The sequence below is a fragment of the Ruegeria sp. HKCCD7296 genome (assembly GCF_013110775.1).
In the GTDB taxonomy this organism is placed as follows: Bacteria; Pseudomonadota; Alphaproteobacteria; order Rhodobacterales; family Rhodobacteraceae; genus Ruegeria.
In genome coordinates this window covers 123,242-138,033 of sequence record NZ_WVRF01000014.1, presented here as the reverse complement: position 1 = coordinate 138,033, position 14,792 = coordinate 123,242, and the positions used below count along the sequence as shown (strand labels likewise).

Annotated in this window: 15 protein-coding genes and 1 riboswitch; of the genes, 7 read left to right on the top strand and 8 right to left on the bottom strand. The window is 55.4% G+C overall.

Features of this window, described 5'->3' with window-relative positions:
• The first annotated feature begins 99 nt into the window (after nt 1–99).
• Nucleotides 100–1,092, top strand: coding sequence for a helix-turn-helix domain-containing protein (locus GS632_RS17345; RefSeq protein WP_171722233.1), 993 nt, complete (start codon nt 100–102; stop codon nt 1,090–1,092).
• A 540-nt stretch (nt 1,093–1,632) separates the two neighbouring features.
• Here GS632_RS17345 and GS632_RS17340 read toward each other — a convergent pair.
• From GS632_RS17340 to GS632_RS17330, 3 genes are all read right to left on the bottom strand, one after another.
• Nucleotides 1,633–1,803 (bottom strand): hypothetical protein, encoded by a 171-nt coding sequence (locus tag GS632_RS17340; protein ID WP_171177269.1) that lies wholly within the window; start codon nt 1,801–1,803, stop codon nt 1,633–1,635.
• 424 nt (nt 1,804–2,227) lie between these two features.
• Nucleotides 2,228–2,806, bottom strand: a complete 579-nt coding sequence (locus GS632_RS17335) for a carboxymuconolactone decarboxylase family protein (RefSeq protein WP_171177265.1) — start codon at nt 2,804–2,806, stop codon at nt 2,228–2,230.
• A gap of 125 nt (nt 2,807–2,931) precedes the next feature.
• Nucleotides 2,932–4,017, bottom strand: a complete 1,086-nt coding sequence (locus tag GS632_RS17330; protein ID WP_171177263.1) for a hypothetical protein — start codon at nt 4,015–4,017, stop codon at nt 2,932–2,934.
• 96 nt (nt 4,018–4,113) lie between these two features.
• Here GS632_RS17330 and GS632_RS17325 point away from each other — a divergent pair, with 96 nt between their 5' ends.
• Together GS632_RS17325 and GS632_RS22025 are read left to right on the top strand one after the other, a co-directional pair.
• Nucleotides 4,114–5,037, top strand: coding sequence for a LysR substrate-binding domain-containing protein (locus GS632_RS17325; protein WP_171177261.1), 924 nt, complete (start codon nt 4,114–4,116; stop codon nt 5,035–5,037).
• Between the two features lie 477 nt (nt 5,038–5,514).
• A complete protein-coding gene (locus GS632_RS22025) occupies nt 5,515–5,832 on the top strand; it encodes a hypothetical protein (protein WP_174827342.1) in 318 nt (105 codons plus the stop codon).
• Here the strand turns inward: GS632_RS22025 and GS632_RS17315 are convergent.
• The 5 genes from GS632_RS17315 to GS632_RS17295 are packed head-to-tail and all read right to left on the bottom strand — an operon-like array spanning nt 5,769 to nt 9,184.
• Nucleotides 5,769–6,425, bottom strand: coding sequence for an energy-coupling factor ABC transporter ATP-binding protein (locus GS632_RS17315; RefSeq protein WP_171177259.1), 657 nt, complete (start codon nt 6,423–6,425; stop codon nt 5,769–5,771). The genes GS632_RS22025 and GS632_RS17315 overlap by 64 nt on opposite strands.
• Nucleotides 6,422–7,204 (bottom strand): cobalt ECF transporter T component CbiQ, encoded by a 783-nt coding sequence (cbiQ, locus tag GS632_RS17310; RefSeq protein WP_171722232.1) that lies wholly within the window; start codon nt 7,202–7,204, stop codon nt 6,422–6,424. Before cbiQ ends, GS632_RS17315 begins: the two co-directional genes overlap by 4 nt.
• Nucleotides 7,204–7,785, bottom strand: coding sequence for a cobalt ABC transporter permease (locus GS632_RS17305; protein ID WP_171177255.1), 582 nt, complete (start codon nt 7,783–7,785; stop codon nt 7,204–7,206). The genes cbiQ and GS632_RS17305 overlap by 1 nt, the downstream gene beginning before the upstream one ends.
• Entirely contained in the window at nt 7,782–8,393 is a 612-nt protein-coding gene (gene cbiM, locus GS632_RS17300) for a cobalt transporter CbiM (RefSeq protein WP_171235057.1), read from the bottom strand. The genes GS632_RS17305 and cbiM overlap by 4 nt, the downstream gene beginning before the upstream one ends.
• A 5-nt stretch (nt 8,394–8,398) precedes the next feature.
• Nucleotides 8,399–9,184: a DUF4198 domain-containing protein gene (locus GS632_RS17295; RefSeq protein WP_171177249.1), complete on the bottom strand. Its 786-nt coding sequence runs from the start codon at nt 9,182–9,184 to the stop codon at nt 8,399–8,401.
• Between the two features lie 128 nt (nt 9,185–9,312).
• Nucleotides 9,313–9,516: riboswitch (cobalamin riboswitch) on the bottom strand.
• A 260-nt stretch (nt 9,517–9,776) separates the two neighbouring features.
• Here GS632_RS17295 and GS632_RS17290 point away from each other — a divergent pair.
• The 4 genes from GS632_RS17290 to GS632_RS17275 are packed head-to-tail and all read left to right on the top strand — an operon-like array spanning nt 9,777 to nt 14,787.
• Nucleotides 9,777–10,937 (top strand): LacI family DNA-binding transcriptional regulator, encoded by a 1,161-nt coding sequence (locus tag GS632_RS17290; protein ID WP_171177248.1) that lies wholly within the window; start codon nt 9,777–9,779, stop codon nt 10,935–10,937.
• Nucleotides 10,934–12,289, top strand: coding sequence for an ABC transporter substrate-binding protein (locus tag GS632_RS17285; protein WP_171177246.1), 1,356 nt, complete (start codon nt 10,934–10,936; stop codon nt 12,287–12,289). Before GS632_RS17290 ends, GS632_RS17285 begins: the two co-directional genes overlap by 4 nt.
• A gap of 57 nt (nt 12,290–12,346) precedes the next feature.
• A complete protein-coding gene (locus GS632_RS17280; RefSeq protein ID WP_171177243.1) occupies nt 12,347–13,579 on the top strand; it encodes a carbohydrate ABC transporter permease in 1,233 nt (410 codons plus the stop codon).
• Nucleotides 13,579–14,787 (top strand): carbohydrate ABC transporter permease, encoded by a 1,209-nt coding sequence (locus GS632_RS17275; RefSeq protein WP_171177242.1) that lies wholly within the window; start codon nt 13,579–13,581, stop codon nt 14,785–14,787. The genes GS632_RS17280 and GS632_RS17275 overlap by 1 nt, the downstream gene beginning before the upstream one ends.
• The last annotated feature ends 5 nt before the right edge of the window (nt 14,788–14,792 follow it).

The following is a 14,792-nucleotide window of genomic DNA, read 5'->3' as shown; positions in this document are numbered from 1 at the left end:
ATCCCATAACAAAACCCCGCCAAAACATAGGCGGGGTTTTCGCCAATCGGAAACTTCCCAAACAATTTGGCACTGACCAAACCAAGGTTGGTACATCCAATGAAACACTACGTTGTCACGAATGATCACGAGAATGCTGCCAAAGGCTCTGCCCCGGTGTCAGATCGGTTACAATTCATCGATGTCGTTTTGTACCGAAACTCTGACAAAGCCTCTGCTGAACTGATTATGGAGTTTTACCGGGCGCTGAACACTTTGGTGGAAAAACACACCTATGTTGTGAATTTACGTGTCCTTGCTAGAGAGCCAGTAGGAGGTCCGCTGTATTGGGCCGGACGTACCGCGATTTTTTGGGGGGATTTTGAACGCGCCTGGTGCCCCACTGCAGCTGAAAGGTCCTGGGTGAATCAGGTGCTGAACTTGTCCCCCAGGTCTGTTCTTGTAGGGGGGGCGGTGATGCTGCTGGCCCAACTCGGAAGTGCTGACAGAAGCACAGCAGCCGTGCATTCGGGTTTCGAAGCCGCAGCGCTGGAACTGGGGATTGGAAACAGCGGAACTTCGATCCATTTTCCCCCAGATGGGCGCACGCACAGCGCAAACACACGGATCAGCGCCCTACGTCTGCTGGCCGAGTTTGTGTCAATGGATCATGGTGAGCATTTGGCAGACACGTTGCGGCGGTATGTCGGGCTGGCCGAACCCAAGGGTGCAACTGAAAGCCAGCTCGCAAATCGCCTCATTCGAAAGTCCAATGGAGACAGGCTTGTGAGCCTTGCCGTGGATACAATGCTGGATAACATCGAAGACCCGCTCAGGATTTCTGAGCTTTCTGAACTGGTCGGGACGTCCATCCGGCAGCTTCAGCGAAGGTTCTTGTGTAAAACGGGCATGACTCTTTTGGACACATATAAGGAACTCCGCCTTGAGAGGTCCAACAGTCTTTTGAAGTATACTGACATGCCACTTGTTGAGGTCGCATCTGCAACTGGTTTTTCGTCCCGAACGGCAATGTCGCGGGCCTTTATTAAACGTTACAAATTACGCCCAGAACAGGTTCGGAACGGACGGTTTCTTGGACACATGTCTGCTTGAATTAGCAGTTGCGGGTTTCCAGCGATCTAGCGGTACGGGCGATAGGTGCTGTGGCCGGATCAAGGGTAGCTGTCCCGATGACTTGGCCGTTTTCAACAAGCTGTATTATTACTGCCCTGTCGCGGCGTTTCCTGTTGGACATTTACGTCAAGAATTTGGACAGCAGTTTTGACCAATGGCACACCTTTTCCGAGGTTTTCTGCTGCCGCCTCTTTCGTTGATTTTAGCCATAGTTGTCGCGCTGCTGTGGTACGCCCACCGATGAGCCATAGGTTGTCCAACACCCTCGCCGCGCTTTCAAGATAGCCCTGATTTTTTCTTTTGGCTCATCCGGTCCCACGTTCGTTAGGCTTGGCTGAGGCGAGGATTGCCGCGCAGTTTTTCTACGTTGTGCAACGAAAAATCCCAATACAGCGGATTGAACGGGCTAGCTTTCGGGTCGGTTTTTTGCTTTACATCATATCGGCACGTGTCGCTATTATCCGACATTTTGTTGATGTAATTGCTGCTGGCCGCATAGGGTTTCGATCCCAGCAATCCTCAGTCGGCAAACTGACTCAAGCTAATGACATTGGAGGCTTCGACCGCGTTCAGCGGGGCATGACCGTCATAATAGGCGCGTTTAACCCGTCGGCAGATTTCCAGTGGATACAGCAGCCCGGCGTTCAGATACTGAGCTAGGACCGAATAATAATGAAACGGTTCACCCATCTAAATCGCGTCCTGACAGTCACCGAAATGCGGTAAGGCCGTCTGCACAAAGTGCTCCAGCGCGTTGTCCCGTGTTGCGGCAAACAAGAACGGTATCACGCGCGGCGATGCCCCGACGCAGCGCGGCGATCTTGGGGGGTCAGCTGATCGCCAAGGACGACAATTATCCTGAGGTGCGTTTCTTCCATTGGCTTGGAGCGAGGACATCAGAGCAAGTTGGCCAGATCAAACCGAGCGTATGCGCTTTGGTCTGGCTGGCTAATCCCGCCATTGGCAAAACGCGTGAAAACTGAAGTCTTCTTCTCTGAGCGTTTGCCAGTTTCCGTGGCGTAAAAGGTTGAACCAAGAGCGCCTCACTCAAGGTCTTCGGCGAAATCAGGATGGTTGTCGATTGACAATGAAACCAGCACGCGTCGCGCTCAGGTCATTCGCCGGCATAGTACCCTACGACATCGCCATCCGTTGTGACGCCCAATCCGTTGAGCAATCGATTGGCATAATTGAAATAGCCGACGATCTGGTTGATTTCGAGAATCTCGCCGTCGTCCCAACCTGCGTGTCTCAGTGCGGTGACGTCGGATTCAACCATAGTGCCAGGCGACACAGTGAGCTTTTCGGCGTAGATCAAGGCCTCTAGATGTTCGCCGTCGAACGCATCCTGCGGTCGTTGCGCCTTGAGCGCGGCCTCGATCTTGTCCGCCCGCGCGTCATCCCCGATCAGATGCCGCGCGTTGGCCCAGTGATTTGCGTAGGAATACGGGCATGTGTTCAACGTCGAAACATAAGAACTGACCACTTCCTGAAACCACATTGGGATCGTGTTGCTGTCATCGTGCAAGCAGGCGCGATACAAAACCACATGCCCTTTCATGGTATTGGGGCGCAGGGAATGCACGCGCATAACGTTGTCCACCGTTCCATGCGGAGTTCGCGCAAGGTCCAGAACGGCCTTAAGCGGCGCTTCGGCCTCTTCATCAGATATCATCCTGATCCAGGCAGACAAATTTGGTTCCTTCCTTGTATTCATAGCCCAGGTTTTGAGCGATCGTTGGTTTCACGCCACGTTTGTTTGGCGAATTCCGTATCTTGGTGAACCAATGTAGAGCGCGCGCATTAGTGTCAGTATGATTAACCTGTTTTGCGCAACCCGATATCTGTGTCGGGATGGGCAAATAGCCCTGCGGCGCAAGGATACCGGCTTAGTATCTCTGAACCGCGCGGCAGACGATCGGCGTAAAAACGCCCGCTCTGCCAATAGGTTGTGCCGTCGATGACAATGGTCGGGTCGATCACGTTCCAGCTGATTTCACCGGGAGCGTAAGCACCACATGTGTGGAAATGCAAGATGCGCGGATTGCCGAATGCCGCCCCGCCCCACCGTTCATAGTTCTCACGCATGTCCCAGGGGTAGCCGCATCCGGGATGAATGCCAGCATGCCAGGAATGCACAAAGTTCCGGTCAATTTCGAACTGTTCGGCCACCCGATCATAATGAGTCTCTGCCCGCGCTACATCTGAAGGATGCCCCTCGAACCCGGTCAGGCGGCCTTGATCTAGGCGCGCAAGAACGGGATGAGTGAATTCGGTAGTGTAACCTTCATAGTATTTTGATCCGGTCCCTGTCAGGAAGGTCAGGGCCACTTGGCCAGAGAAGCTGTGTGCAGGGACAGGCGTGAAAACCGACATCGGGAAGCGCAGGATGGAGGTATCACCCGAAGGGTCCAGGTTCATTTCAGGCCGCCCCCGCACATCCGTGCCAAGGGGGCACGTGAAACGCACTTCCTGCGCGGTATTTAGTACAGAGTTGATCTCGGCCTTGAGTTCCATGAAGGCGTCGTGGTGCCCGTTCGAAAACCCCGACCCGAATTGTTCGCGGCTGAGGGCAAAGCTGACGATGATCTTTTTGCCCTTGGGCATTTGCGAAAACCGTAGCTGATCTCCGAGGCGGGCCAGAAACAGGATAACATCGGCGGTTTCGAACCTTTTAAGCAAGTCCACAGGCAGATGCGGAGTGTCAGGGTTGAACCCCACATCAACCGTTTCGACGGACAGGCCCATGGACTTGGCAACACGCGAGACGATTTCGACACTGTCCGCGTCGAAATACCCGTACTCTGGCGGTTCGTAGACGATCAGCAGCCGGTCTCCGGCCGTTGCATGGGCACAGTTTGCCAACAGGTTTTGCGCGCCACGTTCCGGCGTGATGTCCGACATTCGCGTCTCCCATAGGATCGAATTGGTCAAGGTTACGCCAGGGGCTTGCAGCCAATCTATTTGAAAGTATTAATGAGTGACATTAGAGTTACTAATATGATCTTGAACTTGCCCTATTCCGCACTAAGAGCGTTCGAGGCCGTCGTCCGACATTCGGGGTTTTCACCCGCTGCTACCGAATTGGGCGTCAGCCAGAGCGCTGTCAGTCAGCATGTGCGCAGCCTTGAGGAATGGTTGGGGCGCGAGCTTTTGGTGCGGGGCGCACGTCAGTCGCGCCCAACCCGTGAAGGAGAGTTGTTGGCCCTTGCGATCTCGGAAGGACTGGGGCGCATCTCGGATGTATGCGCACAACTCAGGGATAAAACACGCTCGGATCGGACAATCGTTATCTCATGTCTGCCGGGTTTTGCGTTCAACTGGTTGTTTCCACGACTTTTACGCTTTGACATGGCCCACCCGAACCTGTCGATATCGATAGCAACCGATACCGGACAATTCCCGTTTTCCGGTGCGGATGCGGATATCGGAATTCGCTATGGCTTGGGCGATTTTCCGGGCTGTCAGGTCGATTTACTTATGACAGAGCAGCTGTTTCCGGTTTGCGCGCCGTCGTTGTTGCCGGACCTTCGCAAGGTCGATGACCTCGCACGTCATACGATGTTGGTGGACGAGAATCTACATCACAGAGCGGCGAGCCCCACATGGGAATTCTGGGCGCGGCGCTGTGGCCTGACCTTGCCAGCCGCGCTGCGGACACGGCGACTGGGGCAGTCAAACATGGTTGTTCAGGCGGCGATTGAAGGATTAGGTGTGGCACTGGGGCGCGAGCCTTTGGTCATTGACATGATGGCAGACGGGCGTTTGGTCCGACCCTTTGCGGAAATGACCCAATCGCCGTTGTCTTATTGGCTGGTCCGACCGCACGAAACCAAGGGTAGCGAAAAGGTTGCCGAATTCTTGAGCTGGATTCATTCCGAGGTTGCTGCGCAACCTGACATCCCTCCGCCGGCTTCAGTTTGAAATTAGTCAGGCTTATACAACCCATTACTACTCTGACATGGCATGGCGGCGTTTGGGCGCCCATACTTTAGCAAGCCAAATGATGGATTGGCGGGCAATCGATGTTTCTGAGAAATTGCTGGTAAGTTGTGGCCTTGAGAAAAAATATCGGGCGCGTGCTGAAGGCCGAAACGTTTCTGGCTAAGAACATCGTTTTCTTCCGGCAGGAAGATGGCACCCCGGTGTCGTTTCCGAGCGATTGCGACCGGCTTCAGCATTACGAGATGTGCCTGCCTGCTATCGCGCTGAACAGATCCGTTTACGCGCCTGTTGGAACCGGTGGCTATGGCAACCCCCATTCGACAAGATCTAAGTCAATATCTCGTACAATTTCATGACGCCGTTTGACGAGGACCGAACCCGGTACTTTTGGTTTCAGCACCGAAACACAGACCCCGATAACGCAGAGGTTTTAAAGTTCATGAATGACGCATGCGGATGGCGTTTCTCGAAGACAAAGGGGTGTTGGAGCAGGTGCATCTGGGTATTAAGCACGCCAAGACACCCTATATTGATCTTGGTCTGGATAAGGGCGCAAAACTGTTCCGCAAAGCACTGGACAGCGCTATCGAAGCTGAAACGACATCCATGGGCACCACTGCGCGGGCTTACCGGCCTTTTCCGTATACCGTTTCGCCTGATGAGGGGCAGGGGGCCGATGTGTTGACCAATCGTCGGCAAAGCGCAGCAGTTCAAAATCCCGCGGCGACAAGTCTACCGTTTCTCAATTCAAGCGTGTCCGGGGCCAATGCCTGACGGAAGGATGGCGCATGGCTGACCAGTAAAATGGCCTGTGGCAAACCCTGTAGTATCTCCAGCAGGCGGGCTTCGTTCTGGATATCGAGCGCATTTGTTGGTTCGTCCAATAACAGTGCCCGGGGTTCCATCGCCAATACGGTGGCAAGGGTCACAAGACGCTTTTCGCCCCCCGACAATTTATGTGTTATGCGATCACGCAAGTGCATCAAGTCTAGATCAGAGAGAACTCTGTCGACGATGGCGAGAGCGTCGTCCTTGTTGCGCCCTAGATTGAGAGGCCCAAACGCGATGTCTTCTGCCACAGTGGGGCAAAACAGCTGATCGTCAGGGTCTTGAAACACCAGTCCGATCTCGCGGCGAACCTCGTGAAAATCGGCCTCGGTGCGCCGATCTTTTCCAAGGGCGATCACACTACCCGAGGTTGGCTTTTGCAAACCAAGCGCAATTCCAAACAGGGTGGATTTCCCTGCTCCGTTAGGTCCTGCAATCGACAGGCGTTGCCCTGGTTCAAGCGTAAGCGAGGCGCCGTCCAGTACGGGTGCTTGACCGGGATAGGCGAAATGAATGTCTTCCAGCTTGAGGATCGTCATGCGAAATCCAGACAAAGAAGCCCAATGCACACTATGCATAGAGTCGCCGCAAACACGTAGTCGCGCAGGGTCAGGTTAAATTCCTGCAGCAAGAGAAGCCGTCCAGAGAACCCTCGGCATTTCATCGCTGCTAAGATTCGCTCGGACCGTTCGATGGCGCGGACCAACATCATGCCAACCAGATAGCCAAAGCTGCGATACGTGTGCCAATTAGTGCCCGGTCGAAACCCACGGACCTTCATCGCCGCGCGCAGGCGCATATATTCCACGCGTAAAACTTCGATGTAGCGAATGGTAAACATCAGAAGGTGGACGAGTGCTTCGGGACAGCGCAGTTTATGCAACGCGTGGCCAAGCGTAACCGGTTCCATCGTTCCAACCAGAACCATCAGGGACAATATGACGGCGTTAGCTGTCAGCGCAATCTCAGTGGCTTTCCAAAGGCCTTGCCAACTGGCCGGAAACCCAAACAAGTTGAACATCGCATCCCCGGGCGTGGTAAATGGCAAAAGTACCAACATGAAGATGATAAAGCTGTCCATCATCGCCATACGTTTGAGCGTTCGGCGAATGGGCAGGCGAGACATCAGCAGCACTCCGATAGAAACAGCCAATGCCGCAATCAGCCCTGGAATGGTGCTGAGCGAGACCGTGACAATGGAAAAAACACTCGCCACCACGATCCGCATCCGAGGATCCAAGCCTTGGATCACCCAAAAGGATGCACCCGTACCAGTCTCGGCCAATGTCTTGGCCTGGGGTTCCAGGGCGTGGGCCATCAGGAGGTCATCTTCTTGCGTGCGGCGATGTAAAAGCCGATTCCGAACAAACCAATGATGTAACCGATGCCACCCAGGATCGTTTGCAGATCATTGTGTTCACGATAGGAGGCAATCTCGCGTCGCAGCGGGCGGGTTTCGTCTCGGACCGCCTGAGCAATTGCGGCGCGTTCTTCGTTCGTCAATGATGCGACAGTCACCTGCGTCCCACCTTCCTTAGGGGCAATCATTGCGGCAGTTTCGACCACGTCAGCTTCAACACCCATTATCGCCGCGACATCGGCAGCAGGCATGGTGACTTCTGCCACATGCCCCGCGCCCAAGTCTGCTTTGAACGTGTGTTCTACCGGGTTGGTCGGGGTGTAAAGGAAGAAACCATCTGTATCGGTCAGTGTTCGTCCCAACTCAGCACCATCGGGCCCGTACACGATGACTTTTTGGTTTTGCGCCATATCGCCGTTTGAAAAGCCCAATTCGCCTTCGATTGCATCGCCTGCAGGAAAGACCCCTGCGATAACTTTGTGGGCCAGCGCAGGAAGCGGCATCAGTGACAACGCAATAACAACGAGCAGTTGCCTCATGCCGATGCGCCTTTATAAAAGAGTTCTGGTTTAACCTGACGAGCCAGTAAAATGGCGAACCCGGTCAGAACCGCTTCGACGGCCATGACAGGGACGTGAGCAAATAACACAAGCTTCGCAGCCGGCAGGAATTCGTCGCCCGACAGCGCCAGCGATACTGCGACAAAAGCCGTCGTAGCTGCGATTGAGAAAGCGCCGCCTATGCCGCCCCAAACTGCTCCTTGAACAGGCGTGCCCTTGGCGATCAGACGACCGAAGATTATCCATGTAAGCACCGCCGGAAGGGCGATGTTGACTGTGTTGATCCCAAGCACTGTCAGTCCTCCAAAGCCGAAGAACACAGCCTGAAGCAGCAAGCCAACAAAAAGCGCCGGAAAGGCCGCCCAGCCGAGCAAAAGCCCGGCCAGACCGTTCAGGATCAAATGCACAGAGGACGGGCCGATCGGAACATGGATCAGTGAGGCGACAAAAAAGCTGGCTGACAACACCCCTGCAGTGGGAATGCGATCCAGGTCCAGCGATTTCAGCCCCATGGCGATCCCGCCTGCTGCCGCGATTGCGCCGCCAATCACAACAGGGTTCGAAAGGGCTCCGTCCACAATATGCATATGGGTTACTCCAGATCCCAGGCGCGGATCCAGATCACAGCGTCCTGACTTAGTTCTTTGCCTTCATGTTCAGTCTTCGGGCCCGAACCCAACGCTGCGAAACCCCAGTAGCCTGCTTTTGGCACGCCAAAGGTGAAATAGCCGTTTTCGTCCGAAATTGCGACCAGTGCGCCGCCTGGCAGTGGGGAAGCAGTTGCGTTTTTTGCGCCGTTTCCGGCCAAGTCGGGTTCCGCGGCCATGTATTCGATTTCAATCTCTACGCCAGCCACTGGGTTGCCCTCGCTCAATACACGTCCCGTGAAGGTCGAGCCAGCGATGATGTTATAGGGCTTGTTCAGCGGCAGTATTTCGGTAGCCAAACCTTGCGGCTGGTCCCAGTCGGTGGGCAGCTCGTTTCGGTTCAGATATGCCTTGGTGACCTGCTGGATATAGATATCCTCAGATTCCTCGTAATAAGGCGCAGGTACCGTTACCACGACGTAATCGCCAGAACGTTTCACTGGAACCGAGCCCAAAAAGGCCTTGGCCGTGTTCTCGGGGCCTTCGAACGTGGTTTCTTCCAACGTACCCAACAAATCGGTCTTTTCGCCGTTGTGGATCACATAAAATTCTTCTGGCTTTTCCAGGGTCATCACGTGCCCGGCTTCAAACGGATGCCAGAAGACCAACTTGACCGGAACGTCACCAGGACGATCAATCATGGTATCTTCGGTGTATTCCAGCAGGAAATGAGCCTGAGCCATCGCAGGCAATGCAATGGCAGCTGTTGCCGCCAACAAAAAGTGTTTCACAAACAAGTCCTTCTCACGTCGCGCCTTCCCCGGCACGCATTGGTTTTTGACATTGGGGAATGCGAAACCATTTGCTCAAATAAGCAAACAGTTTCGGCGCACACCCCGTCGCCGACGATCAACGCCCATTCCGAGGGCGCATGTTCGGCAGGTCTCCTGACTTGCGGGTCAAAACGCTTGGCTGGCCTTCCCGGGCATATCCCAGTGGCACGATCAGCCGCGCTCGCCGCTTACAGTTGCGGGGGCAGTTGCAGAATTGGCGAAGAAAAAGCCGCACTGCATTCCCTATTGCCTCCGGGTGAGTCCCCGGAACCGAACATGGCGCGTTGATGGCAGAAAAACTTGTACACGGTCAACTCTCGTTTGCGGCATCGCTTAGGGCAATACCGAATTTCAATAAGGTGTTTCTGCCGTGTAGTTGCGGCTCGGTGCATAGAGGTGATCAGTGTCACTGTCTGACAATCAGTGCGGTGACCTCAGATTTGATGCCGAAGCATAAGTATCCCGGCTTGTGAAACCAGAAATTTACAATACGCACAAAAATTGGACTTTTCCATTGCCGAAACCGGTTTCGGAAACGCAAAATGATGGAATGACAGCGAATCTCAACACGCGACAGCGACAAATCCGATCCCGGCGCGCCTCGGCGACTGGACGGGTGAAGCTTGATGAACTGGCCGATCAACTCGGCCTTTCGAAAAGCACGGTGTCGCGGGCATTGAATGGGTATTCCGACATCTCAGAATCAACGCGAAAGCGGGTTGAGGTGACGGCGCGCAAGATGGGGTATCGCCCGCTCAGCCACGCTCAGGCCATCCGAACGGGGCGCGTGCGTGCCATTGCAATGGTCATCAACAGTGAAGAACCGGATCGGCACAATCCGTTTTTCCAAGACTTTCTGGCAGGGGCTTGTGAAGCTGCCAGTGCGTCTGACTGGACGATGACAATTTCGACCGCGAAGTCGAAACAGGACATGCTGAACATGCTGGGCCGTTTGGTTGAAGAACGTAAGGCCGACGGATTTATACTGCCGCGAGCCGAAGTCGATGATGCGCGCGTTGGATACCTGAAGGACTTGCAGGTGCCGTTCATCCTTTATGGGCGGACTGGCTATGGTCAGGTCGGGTTTCAGGACGATACGTCGTGGTTTGATATTTCCGGCGAAACAGCCATGAGCGACGCGGTCGAACGTCTGGCCCGTTTTGGTCACAGCCGTATCGGGTTTGTCGGCAGTGATCCAAAGTTCAACTACAGCCACCTGCGTCGGGATGGCTATGTCGACGGGCTTAGGGACGCAGGATTGCCAGTTGATCCCGAATTGATACGCGAAGGGGCCCGCACCCGCGAAGAAGGGGCCGCTGAAGCGCGCGCTTTATTGCGTCTTCCTGTCCCGCCGACCGCGATTGTATTTGCGACAGACCAAGCGGCACTGGGAAGCTACTCTGTCTGCGCAGAATTTGGCCTTGAGATCGGGCGCGATGTCTCGGTTCTTGGATATGACGGGGTCCCGGAATGCCAATACGCCAGCCCCGGGCTAACGACGTTCAGCGTCGACTCTAAACGGGCAGGTGAACGCCTTGCTACGATGCTGATACGTCAGACCCGAGGAGAAGAACCCGCAACTTTGCGCGAACTCAGTCAGGCGGTGCTGATTGAACGCGACTCTGACGGACCGCCGCTGCTGACCTCGAACGAGTTGGCGAAAAAAATCAAACGATCCATGGAAGACAATCGGGGAGGAAACCGACCATGAAACTTACACCAAAAGCAGCCAAGCTGATGCTCGGCTCTTCGTTGGCAATGGCGCTGACGGCAATGTCGGTACAGGCGGACACGATCCGTTTCTGGACGACCGAAGAGCAGCCCGAGCGTCTGGCGAAACAACAGGAAATGGCCGACCAGTTCAAGGCGCAGACCGGCACGACCGTTGAGGTGATCCCTGTCACAGAAACAGATTTGGGCACCCGCGCGACAGCAGCTTTTGCCGCAGGTGACTTGCCAGATGTGGTCTACCACCCGTTGCAGTACGCCCTGCCGTGGGCCGAAGCTGGCATTCTGGACACCGAAGCTGCGACCGAAGTGATCGAAGAACTGGGCGCTGATACTTTCGCTCCGGGTGCTTTGGGCATGGCTGCGTTCAATGGTGAAACCGCCTCGGTTCCGGTGGATGGCTGGACGCAAATGGTTGTGTACCGGAAGGACCTTTTTGAAGAGGCCGGTCTGGAAGCGCCCGACAGTTTTGCAGATATTCAGGCCGCACTTGAGGCGCTGCACAACCCGCCAGAAATGTATGGCTTTGTCTCGGCCACAAAAGTTGACGAGAACTTCATGAGCCAGGTGCTGGAGCATGTATTCCTGGCAAACGGCGTCAGCCCGGTTGGCCCCGATGGCTTCCAGCCGCTTGATGAGGCCAAGACCACCGAGGTTTTGGATTTCTACAAGGCCATTTCCAAAGCCTCGCCTCCGGGTGAACTTTTCTGGAAGCAATCGCGTGAGCTGTATTTCGACGGTAAAGCCGCGATGATCATCTGGTCGCCTTTCATTCTTGATGAACTGGCCGGTCTGCGGGACAGCGCCCCTCCGACCATCAACGACGACCCGACATCGCGCGATCTGGCCAGCAAGACCGGTATCGTGACCAAATTGTCGGGCCCGTCGAACCCCGATGGCGCGGCCTGGGGCGACGTGCGGTATTTCGGTATCACCAATGATGCGGACACCGACGCGGCCATGGAATTCGTAAGGTTTGCCATGGATGACGGCTATACCCAGACGCTGGCCATTGCGCCTGAGGGTAAGTTCCCCGTGCGCCGTGGTAATGCAGACAATCCGACTGCATTCTCTGAAGCCTGGGCGGAACTGCCTGTCGGTGTCGACCGTAAGGCCCCTCTGGGCGAGTTGTATGAACAGGCGATGATCGATGAGATCGTCGGTGGTCTGGACGTGGCGCAGCGTTGGGGCGTAGCCGAGGGTCAATTGGCGCTGGCGTCGAAAATGATCAACTCTCAGGCCATCAATCGTGTTGTACGTCAGTACATTGATGACGAGATCGACGCAGCCGCAGCGGTTGCAGCCATGAACGAAGAACTGGCGAAGGTTCAGTAATCAAGTGGCATCTGCAGCGGCGTGCGCGCCGCTGCACTTAACCCTTCGAGGTACCCCATGACTTCGGCCACCCCACCGACCGGAACCGGGGCGTTAGCCAAACGCGAGGCGCGTCTGGCCTGGACGCTGCTGGCTCCGACCGTGATCAGCGTATCGCTTGTGGTGATCTTGCCTTTGCTGGCAATCTTCTGGATCAGCTTCAAGCCATTTACCCTGTCCGATCTCCGCCCACCCGCACCGGTTGTGCGTGAAAGCCTGCGCGGATCGGGCGACGATCTGCGGATTGAATACCGTCTGCGCAACTCCAGTCAGGAGATCGCAATCGACGGCGTCACCCTTAGTGACGTTCTGCCCGACGGTGTCGTTGCGGGGGACGTTGCCGCCCCCTGCGTTTTGGACGGGCAGGACCTGTTTTGTGACTTCGGCACTCTGGAAGGGGGCCAGCGTGAGCGTATCCGCATTCCTGTTGCCGTCGACGGCGATCCCGATGCCTTTGAAGACGTGGTCGAAGCGTCAGAACCGCGTTTGACTGGTAGTGGACCGAACGTTCTGACCAACTTTGAATTCAGCCTCGAAAACTATGCTCGCGTCTTTGACGGAGCTGAGTTCTGGGGCGTGCTTTGGGTAACGTTGTTTTACACGGTGTTCGGGACCATTGGCGCCTTGGTTATGGGCCTGTTTGCAGCGCTTTTGCTGAACAAGAGCTTCAAAGGGCAGGGGGTCATCCGGGGCCTTTACTTGTTTCCCTATGTCGCTCCTGTCATTGCGGTGGCCTTTACCTGGGTCACGCTGTTTGATCCGTTTTCGGGTTCAGCCAATGCGCTCTTGATCCAGATGGGTCTGACCAGTGCGCCGATCAACTTTTTCGGCGAACGCCCTCTGGCACTGATCATGGTCACGGTGTTCGAAATCTGGCGCTATTTCCCGCTGTCTTTCCTGTTCATTCTGGCGCGGATGCAATCCATTGATAGCAGCATGTATGAAGCCGCTGATATGGATGGAGCGTCGCCCTTCCAGAAGTTCTGGTTGCTGAGCATCCCGCAATTGTTGGGCATCCTGTCGGTACTGTTCCTTCTGCGCTTTATCTGGACGTTCAACAAGTTCGACGACATTTTCCTGCTGACCGGTGGTAATGCGGGTACCCGCACACTGACTGTGAATGTCTATGAGCAGGCGTTTGCGATCTCAAACATCGGGGCAGGCGCGGCGGTGGCCGTGGTCATCCTGCTGTGCCTGATCGCCTTCAGCTTTGTCTTCTTCCGCTTCATCAGCCGTGAGGAGGGTTTGTGATGCGCAAAGGTTTCATCACTGGCCCGGTTCTGGGCGCACTCTGGTTGGTCATCATTTCAACCACCGTTTCCGTCACCATGTCCTTCGCCACGGGCGCAGCGTTTCGCCCGCAGGTGGGGTTGAGCCTGATCTGGGGCGCGGTGGCAGGTCTTACCTATGTTGCGTTTCCGGCGCGTCATGCTCCGGCGCGTTTGGCGATCTCTGTGCTGCTGGGTTTGTCTTGCCTAAGCGGTTTGGGTCCCGTTCTGATTGGTCCGGATACGACGCTGCAGGCAAGCCTAACTACTGTCATCGCTGTTGCGGTTGTCATGCACCTGTCATTGGCCGAGATCCTTAAGGAACTGCCCTTCACCGAACTGACACGCCATGAATTCGAAGATGCGGTGATCCGCTTTTGCACCGGATTCGGGTACATCTTTTTCACGGCAATTGTCGTCATCCCCTTCTATGTGATGGTGATGACCAGCCTGAAATCTCAGCAGGCGCTATTGCAGAACCCGCTGGATTTTTCCGTTGATCTGAGCCAGGGCACTGCACTGTTCCGCAGCTATACCGAGCTGTTCCGCGACTTCAATTTCGGCACTTATCTCTGGACGTCCTTCTACGTCTCGGTCCTGACAGTATTCATCACGTTGCTGTTCAGTGTCCCCGGTGCCTACGCGGTGGCGCGGTTCCGGTTCAAAGGGCAAAAGGCGTTTTCGCGGTCGATCCTGCTGATCTACATGGTTCCGATGATCGTTCTGGCGCTGCCGATTTATATCGCGTTTTCGCTTACGGGCCTACGGAACTCGATCCTCGGCATTGTCATGATCTACCCGGTCACGACGATCCCCGTCGCGCTTTACATGCTGCAAGGCTATTTCCGTGGTCTGCCCACCGAAGTGGAAGAGGCTGGTCTGATGGATGGTCTGTCGCGTCTGGCCGTGATTTGGAAGATCACCCTGCCGCTCAGCCTGCCTGCGCTGGCCTCGGTCTCGCTCTATGTCTTTATGATCGCCTGGAATGAATTCTTGCTTGCCTTCATGCTGCTGGACGATCCGTCGAAATTTACCCTGACCCGAGGCGTCACGATGCTGAACTCCTCGGAAATTCCCCGACAACATCTCATGGCTGGCGCGGTAATCGCCACTTTGCCGATCATGGCGTTGTTCCTGGGGCTTGAACGTTTCATGACCAAAGGCCTGACTGCGGGGTCCGTCAAAGGATGACAGAA